At 71.9% G+C, this 14,661-nt stretch carries 12 protein-coding genes; 9 read left to right on the top strand and 3 right to left on the bottom strand.

Going from position 1 to position 14,661, the window contains the following annotated elements; translation table 11 throughout:
- Positions 1-75 precede the first annotated feature (75 nt).
- From D0Z67_RS05045 to D0Z67_RS05020, 6 genes are all read left to right on the top strand, one after another.
- Positions 76-2,928 carry a DEAD/DEAH box helicase gene (locus D0Z67_RS05045; protein WP_031180042.1) on the top strand — a complete coding sequence of 951 codons (2,853 nt, stop codon included), beginning with the start codon at positions 76-78 and terminating at the stop codon, positions 2,926-2,928.
- A gap of 247 nt (positions 2,929-3,175) precedes the next feature.
- On the top strand, positions 3,176-4,813 hold the full coding sequence (locus tag D0Z67_RS05040; RefSeq protein ID WP_234312653.1) for an ATP-binding protein: 1,638 nt from the start codon (positions 3,176-3,178) through the stop codon (positions 4,811-4,813).
- Positions 4,810-5,217, top strand: coding sequence for a roadblock/LC7 domain-containing protein (locus tag D0Z67_RS05035; protein ID WP_031180044.1), 408 nt, complete (start codon positions 4,810-4,812; stop codon positions 5,215-5,217). Before D0Z67_RS05040 ends, D0Z67_RS05035 begins: the two co-directional genes overlap by 4 nt.
- The gene (locus D0Z67_RS05030) at positions 5,214-5,624 is read left to right on the top strand and encodes a DUF742 domain-containing protein (protein WP_031180045.1); all 411 of its coding nucleotides are present in this window, start codon (positions 5,214-5,216) and stop codon (positions 5,622-5,624) included. Before D0Z67_RS05035 ends, D0Z67_RS05030 begins: the two co-directional genes overlap by 4 nt.
- A complete protein-coding gene (locus D0Z67_RS05025; protein WP_031180046.1) occupies positions 5,605-6,234 on the top strand; it encodes a GTP-binding protein in 630 nt (209 codons plus the stop codon). Before D0Z67_RS05030 ends, D0Z67_RS05025 begins: the two co-directional genes overlap by 20 nt.
- 44 nt (positions 6,235-6,278) lie before the next feature.
- On the top strand, positions 6,279-7,769 hold the full coding sequence (locus tag D0Z67_RS05020; protein WP_031180047.1) for a cytochrome P450: 1,491 nt from the start codon (positions 6,279-6,281) through the stop codon (positions 7,767-7,769).
- Between the two features lie 9 nt (positions 7,770-7,778).
- On the opposite strand, the gene D0Z67_RS05015 is transcribed toward D0Z67_RS05020, so the two are convergent.
- Positions 7,779-8,750: a pseudouridine synthase gene (locus D0Z67_RS05015; protein ID WP_031180048.1), complete on the bottom strand. Its 972-nt coding sequence runs from the start codon at positions 8,748-8,750 to the stop codon at positions 7,779-7,781.
- Positions 8,751-8,822: 72 nt separating this feature from the next.
- On the opposite strand from D0Z67_RS05015, the gene D0Z67_RS05010 reads away from it, so the two are divergent.
- Positions 8,823-9,404 carry a GNAT family N-acetyltransferase gene (locus D0Z67_RS05010; RefSeq protein ID WP_031180049.1) on the top strand — a complete coding sequence of 194 codons (582 nt, stop codon included), beginning with the start codon at positions 8,823-8,825 and terminating at the stop codon, positions 9,402-9,404.
- Between the two features lie 18 nt (positions 9,405-9,422).
- Here the strand turns inward: D0Z67_RS05010 and D0Z67_RS05005 are convergent, their stop codons facing one another.
- Complete coding sequence (locus tag D0Z67_RS05005; protein WP_031180050.1) at positions 9,423-10,265, bottom strand: siderophore-interacting protein; 843 nt, start codon at positions 10,263-10,265, stop codon at positions 9,423-9,425.
- A gap of 113 nt (positions 10,266-10,378) precedes the next feature.
- Positions 10,379-11,299, bottom strand: coding sequence for a 5'-3' exonuclease (locus D0Z67_RS05000; RefSeq protein WP_031180051.1), 921 nt, complete (start codon positions 11,297-11,299; stop codon positions 10,379-10,381).
- A 187-nt stretch (positions 11,300-11,486) separates the two neighbouring features.
- Here D0Z67_RS05000 and D0Z67_RS04995 point away from each other — a divergent pair, with 187 nt between their 5' ends.
- Positions 11,487-12,572 (top strand): quaternary amine ABC transporter ATP-binding protein, encoded by a 1,086-nt coding sequence (locus D0Z67_RS04995; protein ID WP_031180052.1) that lies wholly within the window; start codon positions 11,487-11,489, stop codon positions 12,570-12,572.
- Entirely contained in the window at positions 12,565-14,373 is a 1,809-nt protein-coding gene (locus tag D0Z67_RS04990; RefSeq protein WP_031180053.1) for an ABC transporter permease/substrate binding protein, read from the top strand. Before D0Z67_RS04995 ends, D0Z67_RS04990 begins: the two co-directional genes overlap by 8 nt.
- The last annotated feature ends 288 nt before the right edge of the window (positions 14,374-14,661 follow it).

Here is a 14,661-nt window from a genome sequence, read left to right as displayed (position 1 = left end):
TCCTCCACGTGACCGGCCGCCCGCGCGGGCCGGGCGGAGGTGGTCGTTCCGTTTAGGTGGGCGTGGGAAGCGATAATGATCGTCCTGTTGTCGGTGCGGGCCGGTACGCTCGAAAGCACGATGACAGAGGACCTCTCACCGGCCGAGCGGTACGCGGCATCCCGAGTGCGGGCCGCCGAGCAGGCCACCGCGCTCGCGGGCTTCCGCGAGATGTACGACTTCGGCCTCGACGACTTCCAGGTGGAAGCCTGCACCGCACTCGAGGACGGCAAGGGCGTGCTGGTGGCCGCCCCCACCGGCTCGGGCAAGACGATCGTGGGCGAGTTCGCCGTCCAGCTCGCCCTGGAGCAGGGCAAGAAATGCTTCTACACGACGCCCATCAAGGCCCTGTCGAACCAGAAGTACGCCGACCTGTGCCGCCGCTACGGAGCCGACAAGGTCGGCCTCCTCACCGGTGACAACAGCGTCAACTCCGACGCCCCGATCGTCGTCATGACGACCGAGGTGCTGCGCAACATGCTGTACGCGGGCTCCCAGACCCTTCTGGGCCTCGGCTACGTGGTCATGGACGAGGTGCACTACCTCTCCGACCGCTTCCGGGGCGCCGTCTGGGAAGAGGTGATCATCCACCTGCCCGAGTCGGTGACCCTGGTGTCGCTGTCGGCCACCGTGTCCAACGCCGAGGAGTTCGGCGACTGGCTGGACACCGTGCGCGGCGACACCGAGGTGATCGTCTCCGAGCACCGCCCCGTACCGCTGTTCCAGCACGTGCTCGCCGGGCGGCGGATGTACGACCTGTTCGAGGAGGGCGAGGGAGCCAAGAAGGCCGTCAACCCCGACCTCGCCCGGCTCGCCCGGATGGAGGCCACCCGGCCCTCCTACCAGGACCGCAGGCGCGGCCGCGCCATGCGCGAGGCCGACCGGGAGCGGGAGCGCCGGCAGCGCCAGCGCGCCTGGACACCGGGCCGCCCCGAGGTCATCGAGCGCCTGGACGCCGAGGGCCTGCTGCCCGCCATCACCTTCATCTTCAGCCGCGCCGCCTGCGAGGCCGCCGTCCAGCAGTGCATGTACGCGGGGCTCAGGCTCAACGACGAGGAGGAGCGGGAGCAGGTCCGCGCCCTGGTCGAGGAGCGCACCGCGAACATCCCGCCCGAGGACCTGCACGTCCTCGGCTACTACGAATGGCTGGAGGGCCTGGAGCGCGGCATCGCCGCCCACCACGCCGGCATGCTGCCGACCTTCAAGGAGGTCGTGGAGGAGCTGTTCGTACGCGGCCTGGTCAAGGCCGTGTTCGCCACCGAGACCCTCGCGCTCGGCATCAACATGCCAGCCCGCTCGGTGGTGCTGGAGAAGCTCGTCAAGTGGAACGGCGAACAGCACGCCGACATCACCCCCGGCGAGTACACCCAGCTCACCGGCCGGGCCGGCCGCCGGGGCATCGACGTCGAGGGCCACGCCGTGGTGCTGTGGCAGCGGGGGATGAGCCCCGAGCACCTCGCCGGGCTCGCGGGCACCCGCACCTATCCGCTGCGCTCCAGCTTCAAGCCGTCGTACAACATGGCGGTCAACCTGGTCGAGCAGTTCGGGCGGCACCGCTCGCGGGAGCTGCTGGAGACGTCGTTCGCGCAGTTCCAGGCCGACAAGTCGGTCGTCGGGATCTCCCGGCAGGTGCAGCGCAACGAGGAGGGCCTGGAGGGCTACAAGGACTCCATGACCTGCCACCTCGGCGACTTCGACGAGTACGCGCGGCTGCGCCGCGAACTCAAGGACCGGGAGACCGAGCTGGCCCGGCAGGGCGCCAACCAGCGGCGCGCCGAGGCCGCAGTCGCCCTGGAGAAGCTCAAGCCGGGCGACATCATCCACGTGCCCACCGGCAAGTACGCGGGCCTCGCCCTCGTGCTCGACCCGGGCGTGCCCGCCGGGCGGACCGGCGGCCAGCGGGGCTTCGACCACCACGACGGGCCCCGCCCGCTGGTGCTCACCGCCGAACGGCAGGTCAAGCGGCTGGCGTCGATGGACTTCCCGGTCCCGGTGGAGGCGCTGGACCGGATGCGCATCCCGAAGACGTTCAACGCCCGCTCCCCGCAGTCCCGTCGGGACCTCGCCTCCGCGCTGCGCACCAAGGCCGGGCACATCCCGCCGGAGCGGGCCCGCAAGAAGCGTGCGCAGGCCGCCGACGACCGGGAGATCGCCCGGCTGCGCACCGCCATCCGCGCGCACCCCTGCCACGGCTGCGACGACCGCGAGGACCACGCCCGCTGGGCCGAGCGCTACCACCGGCTCCAGCGCGACACCTCGCAGCTGGAGCGGCGCATCGAGGGCCGCACCAACACCATCGCGCGGACCTTCGACCGGATCGTGGCCCTGCTGACCGAACTGGACTACCTCCGGGGCGACGAGGTCACCGCCAACGGCAAGCGGCTCGCCCGGCTCTACGGCGAGTTGGACCTGCTGGCCAGCGAATGCCTGCGCGAGGGCGTGTGGGAGGGGCTCGGCCCCGCCGAACTCGCCGCCTGCGTCTCGGCGTTGGTGTACGAGTCGCGGGTCAGCGACGACGCCATGACCCCCAAGCTGCCCTCCGGGCCGGCCCAGTCCGCGCTCGGCGAGATGGTGCGGATCTGGGGGCGGCTGGACGCGCTGGAGGAGGACTTCCGGATCAGCCAGACCGAGGGGGTCGGGCAGCGGGAGCCGGATCTCGGGTTCGCCTGGATCGTCCACCAGTGGGCTTCCGGCAAGGGGCTCGACGAGGTGCTGCGCGAGGCGGAGATGCCCGCGGGGGACTTCGTGCGGTGGACGAAGCAGGTGATCGACGTTCTCGGTCAGGTCGCGGCGGCTGCTCCTGCGGAGGGCTCGACGGTCGCCAAGAACGCGCGCAAGGCTGTTGATCAGCTGCTGCGGGGAGTGGTGGCCTACTCGTCCGTGGGATGAGGGACCTCGGGAAGGGCCGGCTTCGGTCGGCCCTTTTCGTATGCGCGAACGGTATTACTCAACGTGTTCGATTGGGTGCTCGCTGTGTAAATAGGGTGACGGTACTCCTGTTGCTCGGGGGATTTCAGGTGCTTGCCGAATATGACACGGGGGTGTCCCGGTCGGATTAGGCTCGCCCGCGGCGGACCCGGTTGAGATGGATTCGGGCGCCTGTTCCCCTATATACCGTTCTTCCCAGAAGGCATCCATGGTGAGTGTTCAGAAACCTCCCGGTGTCCGTGAACGACCGTACGCACAGGTGTTGTTGCCGCCCGCCCTGGTGATGGCCGCGATCACCGCGGCCGCCGTGTTCCTGGTGCCGGGCCCCGCCCGGATCGCCGTCGCCTGCTGTGGGCTGGTGGCCACCGCGCTGCTGCTCGCCACCGCGAGCGAGGTGGTGCGGCGCGGGCGTCAACTCCGGTCCGTGGAAGCCGAGAACGCCCGGCACACCGCGTATCTGGAGCAGCGCATCGCCGCGCATGACGCGGAGATCGTCCGCCTCGGCTCCGAGGTGCTGCCGCTGGCGCTCGGGCGGCTGCGCGGTGGCGAGCGACTGCGGGACGTGCTGCGCACCGTCGTCGACGAGGACCCCGAGCTGCGTCATCTCCCGCCGTCCCAGCGCGAGTTGCTCCGGGTCGCGCTGCGCGGTGCCGAGCACGAGATCAACATGAGGGACGCCACTCAGCGGGCCTTCGTCACCACCGCCCGGCGCGTGCAGGCCATCGTCCACCAACAGGCCAAGGAACTGCGGGAGATGGAGGAGGACCACGGCCGCAACGCCGAGGTCTTCGACGACCTGCTGCGCGTCGACCACGGCACCGCGCTGATCGGCCGCCTCGCCGACTCCATCTCGGTCCTCGGCGGCGGCCGGCCGGGGCGCCAGTGGCCGGTGCCCGTCTCGCTCTACAGCGTGCTGCGGGGCGCGATGTCCCGCATCCTGGAGTTCCCCCGGATCAACCTCGCCTCGATCGTCAACATCAACATCAAGGGCACCTCGGTCGAGCCGGTCATCCACGCGGCCGCCGAGCTGTTCGACAACGCCACCCGCTACTCGCCGCCCTCGACCAAGGTGCATGTCACCGCCTTCGAGGTGCAGAGCGGCCTCGCCATCGAGATCGAGGACGCCGGCGTCAGCCTCAGCGAGGAGGGCCGGGCCCGGATCGAGCAGATGATCCTGGACGCCCGCGCCGACGACGACGCGCACAACCTCGGCGACAGCCCCCGGCTCGGCCTCGCCGTGGTCGGCCGGCTCTGCAACGCCTTCGACATGGACGTCTCGCTGCGCGCCTCCGCGTACGGCGGCGTCCGCGCCATCCTCGTCGTCCCCCGCGACATGCTCACCACCGAACCCGGCGTCGGCGCCGCGCACGGCATCGGCGCCACCGCCGTACCGATGCCCGAACTCGGCGCGCTGGAGGGTCCCAAGCGGCCGCCCAAGCGCCGCCGCCCCACCGCACCGCGCGTCCCGGCACCCACCTCGATGGAGGACGACGCCCCCGAGGTCACCGAGTGGACGCCGAACGGGCTGCCGCAGCGCCGCAGCCGGGTGACCGTACCGCTCAGCCAGCGCTACGCCGAACAGGCCGCCATCGAGCAGGCCGAGCGCGAGGGGCGGCCCAGCATCTGGTCCCAGCCCGAACCCGAGCCCCGGCCCCCGGCCGACCCGGAGCGGCAGAAGCTTCTCGACCGCGAACCGGGCATGTGGGTCGACGCCTTCTGGGAGGGCATGAAGAAGGGCAACGAAGGCGCCCACCCCACCGACTTCACCCGGAATCCGACCGCCTACCTGCATCTGATCGACGACTCGGCCGACACCGGAGCCGGCGACGAGGGGGAGCCCAAGTGATCCAGCAGCGTGCCAACTTCGACTGGATGCTCAAGCAACTGCACGACGGCGTACCCGGCATCGAGATGATCGTGGTGCTCTCCTCGGACGGTCTGCGCATCGCCCGCTACGGCGGCGACCCCGACGCCGCCGACCGGGTGGCCGCCGCCTGCGCCGGCGTACAGAGCCTGGCGGCTGCGGTCGCCCAGGAACTCCCGGGCAGCAGCGGCGAGATGAAGCTCGTCGTCATCGAGATCGACGGCGGCTACTTCTATCTGATGGCCGCCGGGGACAACGCCTACCTCGCCGTCCTCGCCGACGTGGTGTGCGAGCCCGGCCGGATGGGCGGCATGATGCGCGACCTCGTCGTCCGGATCGGCGCCCATCTCACCTCCCCGCCCCGGCGCGGCGGGCAGGCCGTATGACCCCGCGCCGCAAACGGCGCCTGCCGCAGGAGGCGCCCTCCCCGCCGCCCGTAGCCCCGGACGCGGGCGAGGAGGCGGAGGAGGGCAGCCCCGAGCGGCTGTACGCCGTCACCGGACTGCACGAGGGCGGCCGGGCGCAGCTCGATCTGGTCACCCTGATCGTGGCGCGCTCGGCGCCCCCGCCGACCAGCGCCCCCGAACAGGCGGCCGTGCTCCGGCTCTGCTCCTCGCCCCTGTCCGTGGCCGAACTCTCGGCCTACCTCGACCTGCCGTTCAGCGCGACGACCGCGCTGCTCACCGAGCTGATCGGCGCCGACCTGGTGCAGGCCCGCGCCCCGATCGTCCGCCAGGCGCTCCCCGACCGGACCCTCCTCGAAGCGGTGATGCATGGACTCCAACGCCTCTGACGCCGTCCCCGCGATCCCCGGCCCGCGCACCGGGGAACGGCTCCCGCAGACCGCGCAGGCCGCGGTGAAGATCGTGATCGTGGGCGGCTTCGGCGTCGGCAAGACCACCATGGTCGGCTCGGTCAGCGAGATCAGACCGCTGACCACCGAGGAGACCATGACCCAGGCCGGTATCGGCATCGACGACGACTACGGCTCCGAGACCAAGACCGCCACCACCGTGGCCATGGACTTCGGCCGTATCAGCATCACCGGGAAACTGGTGCTCTACCTCTTCGGCACCCCCGGCCAGGAACGCTTCTGGTTCCTGTGGAACCGCCTCTTCGAGGGCGCGCTCGGCGCGGTCGTCCTGGTCGACACCCGCCGGCTGGACGTCAGTTTCGACGTCATGGGCCGGCTGGAGGAACGCGGCGTGCCCTTCATCGTCGCCGTCAACTCCTTCCCGGACGCTCCCCGGCACCCCATCGAGGAACTGCGCGGCGCGCTCGACCTGGCGCCGGAGATCCCGATCGTCGAGTGCGACGTACGCCGCCGCGCCTCCAGCCGGGACACCCTGCTGACGCTGATGCACTTCCTGCACTCCCTCGCCCGGTCCGGCGCCCTGACCTGAGCGGGCGCGCGAACCCCACCAGCCGTTTCCCGAAAGCGATCACTGTGACGCCTGAACCCCAGACCCCGACAGGCACCCCCGACACCGCGCCCGGCCCGCCGCCGGGCTGCCCCGCGCACGGCACCGGTCCCGGCGGCCTGCACCGGCTGTACGGCCCGGACGCGCCCGACCTGGACGACCTCTACGAGCGGCTGCGCGAGAAGCACGGCCCCGTGGCCCCCGTACTCCTCCACGACGACGTGCCCATGTGGGTGGTCCTCGGGCACGCCGAGAACCTGCACATGGTGCGCAGCCCCTCGCAGTACACCCGCGACAGCCGGGGCTGGACCCCGCTGCTGGAAGGCATGGTCAAGCCCGACCATCCGCTGATGCCGCACATCGCCCGGCAGCCGATCTGCGCGCACGCCGAGGGCGACGAGCACCAGCGGCTGCGCGCGGCCGTCACCGCCGCGATGGGCACCATCGACCACCGGGGCCTGCGCCGCTCCATCAACAGCTCCACCCAGGAACTCGTCAACCGCTTCTGCGGGCGCGGCCGGGCCGATCTGGTCTCGCAGTTCGCCGAGCATCTGCCCATGGCCGTGATGTGCGAGATCCTCGGCATGCCCGAGGAGTTCGACGACCGGATGGTGCAGGCCGCCCGGGACGCGCTCAAGGGCACCGACACCGCCATCCAGAGCCACACCTACGTGATGGAGGCGCTTCAAGGGCTCACCGCCCGGCGCCGGGCCCGCCCCGAGGACGACGTCACCAGCCACCTCGTCACGCACCCGGCGGGGCTCAGCGACGACGAGGTCCGCGAGCATCTGCGGCTGCTGCTGTTCGCCGCGTACGAGACGACCGCCAACCTGCTGGCCAACGCGCTGCGCATGGTGCTCACCGAGCCGGGGTTCCGCGCCCGGCTCAACGGCGGCCAGATGACGGTGCCGGAGGCGATCGAGCAGTCGCTGTGGGACGAGCCGCCGTTCAGCACGGTCCTCGGCTACTACGCCAAGCAGGACACCGAGCTGGGCGGCCAGCGCATCCGGCGCGGCGACGGGCTGCTGTTCGCGCCCGCCCCGGGCAACCTCGACCCTCGGGTGCGGCCCGACCCGACCGCGCACATGAAGGGCAACCGGTCCCATCTCGCCTTCGGCGGCGGCCCGCACGAGTGCCCCGGCCAGGACATCGGGCGGGCCATCGCCGACATCGGGGTGGACGCCCTGCTGACCCGGCTGCCGGACGTCCGGCTGGAGTGCGCCGAGGAGGACCTGCGCTGGCGGTCCTCGATCGCGTCCCGGCATCTGGTGTCCTTGCCGGTGCTGTTCGAGCCCAAGCCGAAGCAGGACGTCAACCGGGCGCCCAGCATGTCCTCCCTCCATCCGCACCGGTTGCAGGAGCCGGTGCCGCAGCCGCGCGGGTGGACCGAGGAGGAGAAGCCTGCCCCGGTGGCGGCGCCGCCCGCCGAGCCGCCCGTGTCCGCCCCCGCGCCGGAGTGGAGCGCGCCGCCGCCGAGCCGCTGGCAGCGGATGTGGCGGTGGCTGCTGGGGGAGTAGCCCCGGCGGTCAGGCGCCCGCCCACTCCTCGGGCGCGGTCCACGCCTGGAGCGTGCGCCCGCTGACGAAGCTGTGCCGGGCGCCGGTCAGCGGGTCGGTGAACTCCAGCCTGCGGGCGAGGAGTTGGAGGGGGCGGCGGAAGTCGCCGGGCGCGGTGGCCGGGGTCACCTCCGGGTAGAGGGGGTCGCCGAGGATGGGGACGCCGAGCGCGTTCAGATGCACCCGGAGCTGATGGGTCTGGCCGGTGGCGGGCAGCAGACGGTACCGGGCCAGGCCGTCCCGCTCGCGGTGCCCGTCGATCTCCACCCGGGTCACCGCGTTGGGCTCGCCCTCGATCTCCCGCGCGGCCAGCACCCCGCGCTCCTTCAGAATCCGGCTGCGTACGGTCCGGGGCAGCTCCAGCTCCGAGGCGTACGGGGCGACGGCCTCGTACTCCTTGCGCACCCGGCGGTCGCGGAACAGGCCCTGGTAGGCGCCGCGTTCGCCGGGGCGGACGGTGAAGAGGACCAGTCCGGCCGTGAGCCGGTCCAGGCGGTGCGCGGCGCCGAGTTCGGGCAGGCCGAGGTCGTGGCGGAGGCGGGCGAGCAGGGTCTCGGAGACGTGGGAGCCGCGCGGGGTGGTGGCCAGGAAGTGCGGCTTGTCGGCGACGACGATGTGCTCGTCCCGGTACACCACCTCGACCGGGAACGGCACCGGCACCTCCGGCGGCAGCTCGCGGTGGAACCACACGAACATCCCCGGCCGGTACGGCGCGTCCGGCGCCACCGGCAGCCCGTCGGCGCCCACCACCGCCCCGGCGTGGAACATCGCCTCCACCACGCCCGGACCGGCGCCCGTCATCCGCGCCACCAGATGCTCGCGCACCGTGGCCCAGGCCCCGTCCCCCGCGTCCTCCCTGTTCACGGGCAGCCGCACCCGCACGGGGTCGACGCCCCGGCGCTGGGGGAGCGGGGCGGGCGGGGGCTGCGTACGACGTCTCATCAGGTGTCCCAGGTTACGGCGGTGGCCCCGATCCGGTTGGCCCGCCGCCCGGCGCTTGGCAGGATGCCGGGCATGCCCTATCTGATCAGCCTGGTGCTGCCCGAAGGAACCCTGTCCGGCCGGCCGCAGCCCGAGATCCCGGCCGGTGCCGGGCTGCGCCTGCGCCCCTGGCGGACCGAGGACGCGCCCGCCGTCCACGCCGCCTTCCAGGACCCCACGCTCAACCAGTGGCACGCCAAGTCCTGCGACTCCCCCGAGGAGGCCGCCGGCTGGATCGAGAGCTGGCACGGACAGTGGGCGCGCGAGTGCGACGCCCAGTGGGCCGTGGTGCACGCGGACACCGGCGAACTGCGCGGCCGGGCCGCGCTGCGGCAGATCCGGCTGCGGGACGGCGTGGCCGAGGTCGCGTACTGGACGGTGGCGTCGGCGCGCGGGCAGGGTGTGGCCCGGCACGCCACGGACGCGCTGGTGCGCTGGTCGTTCGACGAGATCGGCTTCAACCGGCTGGAGCTGATGCACGCCACCGCCAACACGGCGTCCTGCCGGGTCGCCACCAAGGCCGGGTTCGCGGTGGAGGGCACCCGGCGCCGGGCGCTGCTGCACCCCGACGGCTGGCACGACATGCATCTGCACGCCCGGCTCAAGGGCGACTGACCGGCCGCCCCCGGCCGTTCACGCGGCCGCGTCCTCCTGCTCGGCCTCGATGCGCGCGTTCCACTCCGGCTTGCTGGCCTGCCAGCCGTCCTCGTTGTGGCCCAGGCGCCAGTAGCCGGAGATGGACAGGTCCTCGCGGGGGATCTGCGCCTCGACCCGCAGCATCCGGCGCAGCTCCTTCACGAAGGACGCCTCGCCGTGCACGAAGGCGTGCGGACGGCCCTCGGGGAACTCCAGCGCCCGTACGGCCTCCAGCAGGGCCTCGCCGACCGGGCGGTTCCCCCGGTGCAGCCAGACGACCTCCACATCGGAGTCGATCTTCTGCTCCTCCTCGGGCCCGGCCACCTCCACGAAGGCGTGCGCTGGCGTGCCCGGCGGCAGGGTCTCCAGGGAGCGGGCGATGGCGGGCAGCGCGCTCTCGTCCCCGACGAACAGCTGCCAGTCGGCCGTCACATCGGGGGTGTAGGCGCCGCCGGGGCCGAAGAAGCGCAGGGTCTCGCCCGGCTGGACGCGGGTGGCCCAGGGCCCGGCGAGGCCCTCGTCACCGTGGATGACGAAGTCCAGGGTCATCTCCCGGCGCCCGGCGTCCCACGCGCGCACGGTGTACGTACGGGTCACCGGCCACTGTTCGCGGGGGAGTTCCTCGCGGATCCGCTCCAGGTCGAACGGCTCCGGGTAGGTCATCCCGTCCACCGGGGCGAAGAGCAGCTTCACATAGTGGTCGGTCCAGGTGTCGGCCGAGAAGTCGGCCAGTCCGGCGCCGCCGAGCACGATCCGCTGGACGTGCGGGGTCAGCCGCTCGGTGCGTACCACCTGGGCGGAATGGAGCTTGCGCGGCTTTCGCCCCGGACGCTCTGCCATGACGGCCTCCTGCTGCCTTGGTTAGGTTTACCTAAGCTAGCACCTCGCGCCGGAATCCCTTCGGCACCGGGGTTTTCTTCGTCTCAGAATTTCCCTCGCGGAGGGTGTCGTACTCACGCCTCCAGGGTGGTCAGCAGCCGCTGGAGCGAGCTGCCCAGGCCCCAGCGGGCCGCGAGCGCGTCCAGGGCGGCGGGATCGCGCGGGGTGTGCGGCAGGGTGGTGTCCACGGCGGGCAGCGGGACGTCGCCGGCGACCCGGACGACCTTCGGGGCGACCGCGAGATAGGGCGCCGCCTCGGTCAGGCGCTTGCGCTGGGTGGGGGTGAGCTTCGCCTTCGGGTCGTCCACGGCCGCGACGATCCCGGCCAGGTCCCCGAATTCGGCCAGCAGCTTGGCCGCCGTCTTCTCCCCGACACCGGGCACCCCCGGCAGACCGTCGCTCGGGTCGCCGCGCAGCAGTGCCAGGTCCGCGTAACCCCGGCCGTCCACGCCGTACTTCTCGCGCAGCCACGCCTCGTCGGTGAGCTGGAGGGTGCCGACGCCCTTGAGCGGATACAGGACACGGATGCCACGGGCGTCGTCGACCAGCTGGTACAGGTCGCGGTCGCCGGTGACGATGTCGACCGGGCCGTCCGCGCGGGCGGTGAACGTGCCGATCACGTCGTCCGCCTCGTATCCGGCCACGCCCACGCGGGCGATGCCGAGCGCGTCCAGCACCTCCTCGATCACCGGGACCTGCGGGGAGAGGGTGTCCGGGACCTCCTCGGCGTCCGGCGCGCCCTCGTGCTCCTCGGCCACCCGGTGCGCCTTGTAGGAGGGGATCAGGTCGACCCGCCACTGGGGGCGCCAGTCGGCGTCCATGCAGGCCACCAGCTTCTCCGGGCGGTGGTCCTTGACCAGGCGGTCGATGAAGTCCAGCAGTCCGCGCACCGCGTTCACCGGGGTGCCGTCCGGTGCCCTGACCGAGTCCGGCACGCCGAAGTAGGCGCGGAAGTAGAGCGAGGCGGTGTCGAGAAGCATCAGTCGTCCGGTCACGCTCGCATCATGCCGCACCGCACCGACAGCGGGCCCGCGCGCCGGGCACCCGGGTGTGACCTGGGACACTTCTGTGTTTGGCTCAAATATGACCGGGCAGGCGCCGCGCGCCGGAACGAGGCAATTGCTTATCAAGCGACAACTATCCCTCGTCTCCTGCTCCTTGCCGCCTAGCCGAGGGACATGCATGACGACCGCGAGAATCGAAGCGGAACATCTCTACAAGGTGTTCGGCAGACGACCGGACCAGGCAGTGGAACGGCTCGAACAGGGCGCTGACCGCGACGAGCTGCGCGCGGAGGGCAGCACCGCCGCCGTCATCGACGCCTCCTTCGCCGTCGCGCCGGGGGAGATCTTTGTTGTCATGGGCCTGTCCGGCTCGGGCAAGTCCACCCTGCTGCGCACGCTCAACGGCCTGCTCACCCCCACCGCGGGCCGGGTCCGCTTCGACGGACAGGACCTCACCGCGCTCGGCGACCGCGAGCTGCGCGAGGTCCGGGCGAACAAGATCAGCATGGTGTTCCAGCACTTCGCGCTCTTCCCGCACCGCAGCGTCCGTGACAACGCCGCCTACGGCCTGGCCGTGCAGGGCGTGCCCCGCGCCGAGCGCGAACGCCGCGCCGACGAGGCGCTCGCCCTGTGCGGACTGGCCGGCTGGGAGGACTTCTGGCCGGACGAACTCTCCGGCGGCATGCAGCAGCGCGTCGGCCTCGCCCGCGCGCTCGCCACCGACGCCGACCTGCTGCTGATGGACGAGTCCTTCAGCGCGCTGGACCCGCTGATCCGCCGCGACATGCAGGACCAGCTCCTCGAACTGCAGAAGACGCTGCACAAGACCATCGTCTTCATCACCCACGACCTCAACGAGGCCATGCGCCTGGGCGACCGCATCGCCGTCATGCGGGACGGCCGCATCGTGCAGACCGGCACCGCCGAGGACATCCTGCTGCGCCCCGCGGACGACTACGTCGCCTCCTTCATCCAGGACGTCGACCGCTCCCGCGTGCTCACCGCGTCCGCCGTCATGGACACCGAGGTGCGCGGCGACGAGGCCGACTGCGGCTGCGAGACCGCCGCGCCCGGCACGCCGTTCACCGAACTGTGCGCGCTCAGCGCCCGCCTGAGCCACCCGGTCGCCGTCGTCGACGCCGGCCGCACCGTGGTCGGCGTCGTGCCCGAGAGCCGTCTGGTCGGCTTCCTCGGCGACGAGCAGGGAGACCCGATCGCCTGCGACCACCCCCGCGACGAGAGGAAGGTGACCGCCCGTGCCTAGGCTTCCGCTCGGCGACTGGGTCGACTCCGGTGTCGACTGGCTGGTCGGCCACCTCTCCTGGCTGTTCGACGCCATCCGCGCCGTCCTGGAGGGCATGTACGACGGCATCGACGCCGTCCTCACCGCCCCGCAGCCCCTGCTGCTCGCCGGCATCCTCGCCGTCCTCGCCTGGTGGCTGCGCGGAGTGCTCGCCGGCGTCCTCGCCTTCGCCGGATTCGCCCTGGTGGACTCCCTGGACCTGTGGGAACGGGCCATGTCCACGCTCTCGCTGGTGCTGGTCGCCACCATCATCGCGCTGGTCATATCCATCCCGCTCGGCATCTGGGCCGCCCGCTCCCGCGCGGTGAGCGCCACCCTGCGCCCCGCGCTGGACCTGCTCCAGACCATGCCGTCGATGGTGCTGCTGATCCCGGCCATGCTCTTCTTCGGGCTCGGCACCGCGGCCGGCGTCGTCGCCACGCTGATCTTCGCGCTCGCCCCCGGCGTCCGCATGACCGAGCTGGGCATCCGCCAGGTCGACGCCGAACTGGTCGAGGCCGCCGAGGCGTTCGGCACCACACCCCGCGACACCCTGTGGCGGGTGCAGCTCCCGCTCGCCCTGCCCACCATCATGGCGGGCGTCAACCAGGTCATCATGCTCGGCCTGTCCATGGTCGTCATCGCGGGCATGGTCGGCACCGGCGGCCTCGGCGGCGCGGTCAACGAGGCCATCGGCCAGCTCGACATCGGCTACGGCTTCGAGGCGGGCGTCGGCATCGTCGTCCTCGCCATCTACCTCGACCGGGTCACCGGCGCGCTCGGCACCCACCTCTCCCCGCTGGGCCGCCGCGCCGCCGCCAAGGCCCGGCCCACCGCCTGGTCGTACCGGCCGCGCCCGGCCGTCGCCGTCGTCGCGGTGGTCGTGCTCGCGCTGGTCGCGGGCGGGCTCGGCGTCTTCGGACCCGGCGCCACGAAGTCCACCGCTTCCGGTACGGACATCGGCCAGGGCAAGGAGATCAAGCTCGGGTACATCCCGTGGGACGAGGGCATCGCCTCCACCTTCCTCTGGAAGGAGCTGCTGGAGCGGCGCGGCTTCAAGGTCAGCGTCACCCAGTACGCGGCCGGCCCCCTCTACACCGGCCTCGCCACCGGGCGCCTGGACTTCGAGACCGACTCCTGGCTGCCCACCACGCACGCCGAGTACTGGAAGAAGTACGGCGACCGGATGGAGGACCTGGGCAACTGGTACGGCTCCACCTCCCTGGAGCTGACCGTGCCGTCCTATGTGAAGGACGTGAACTCGCTGGCCGACCTGAAGGACCACGCCGCCGAGTTCGACGGCCGGATCATCGGCATCGAGCCCAGCGCGGGCATGATGGGCCTGCTCAAGGACAAGGTGCTCGACCAGTACGGGCTCAAGGGCAAGTACCAGGTCGTCGACGGCTCCACCCCGGCCATGCTGACCGAGCTGAAGCGGGCCTACGCCAAGCGGCAGCCCGTGGTCGTCACCCTGTGGTCCCCGCACTGGGCCTACAGCGACTACCGGCTGAAGAAGCTCAAGGACCCGGCCGGCGCCTGGGGCAAGGGCGACAAGGTGCACACCCTCGCCCGCAAGGGGTTCGGCGACGACAACCCCGAGGTCGCCAAGTGGCTGAAGGACTTCTCGATGACCGAGAAGCAGCTCACCGGCCTGGAGGCCCGCATCCAGAAGGCCGGCAAGGGCAAGGAGCAGGACGCCGTGCGCACCTGGCTCGACGAGAACCCGAAGCTGGCCGACACCTGGGCACCGGCCGGCAAGGCCAAGAAGGAAGCGGCCGGCTGAGCCGGAGGGGGCGGACGCCGGCCCGCGTCCGCCCCGGGGCCGGTCTCACCACCGTAGAGATCCGGCCAACCACGGAGCGCCATGGACCCCGCCTCGCGGGAACACCTGGGGAAGCCCGAGACTTGAAGCAGGTGAACACCGCGGAACGCCGGGGCAGGACCAGGCGTCCGGCGGACCGCGGCCCTGGCGCGAACCGTGGGGTAACGGCCCGGCGGCGGCGCGGGATGTGAGAGGCGCGTGAAACGGTTTGCCGAACGTGCGTAGGGTGCAGACAGCTTAAGGACAGGG

This window comes from Streptomyces seoulensis, from assembly GCF_004328625.1.
GTDB classification, from domain to species: Bacteria; Actinomycetota; Actinomycetes; order Streptomycetales; family Streptomycetaceae; genus Streptomyces; species Streptomyces seoulensis.
The sequence above is the reverse complement of the archived record's forward strand: the minus strand, read 5'-3'. Positions and strand labels throughout refer to the sequence as shown.

Bases quoted from the DNA above. Each gene is read 5' to 3' on its own strand.
- D0Z67_RS05045 (WP_031180042.1), top strand. From the start codon at position 76: ATGATCGTCCTGTTGTCGGTGCGGGCCGGTACGCTCGAAAGCACGATG.
- D0Z67_RS05005 (WP_031180050.1), bottom strand. From the start codon at position 10,265: ATGGCAGAGCGTCCGGGGCGAAAGCCGCGCAAGCTCCATTCCGCCCAG.
- D0Z67_RS05015 (WP_031180048.1), bottom strand. From the start codon at position 8,750: ATGAGACGTCGTACGCAGCCCCCGCCCGCCCCGCTCCCCCAGCGCCGG.
- D0Z67_RS05040 (WP_234312653.1), top strand. From the start codon at position 3,176: ATGGTGAGTGTTCAGAAACCTCCCGGTGTCCGTGAACGACCGTACGCA.
- D0Z67_RS05025 (WP_031180046.1), top strand. From the start codon at position 5,605: ATGGACTCCAACGCCTCTGACGCCGTCCCCGCGATCCCCGGCCCGCGC.
- D0Z67_RS04995 (WP_031180052.1), top strand. From the start codon at position 11,487: ATGACGACCGCGAGAATCGAAGCGGAACATCTCTACAAGGTGTTCGGC.
- D0Z67_RS05030 (WP_031180045.1), top strand. From the start codon at position 5,214: ATGACCCCGCGCCGCAAACGGCGCCTGCCGCAGGAGGCGCCCTCCCCG.
- D0Z67_RS05010 (WP_031180049.1), top strand. From the start codon at position 8,823: ATGCCCTATCTGATCAGCCTGGTGCTGCCCGAAGGAACCCTGTCCGGC.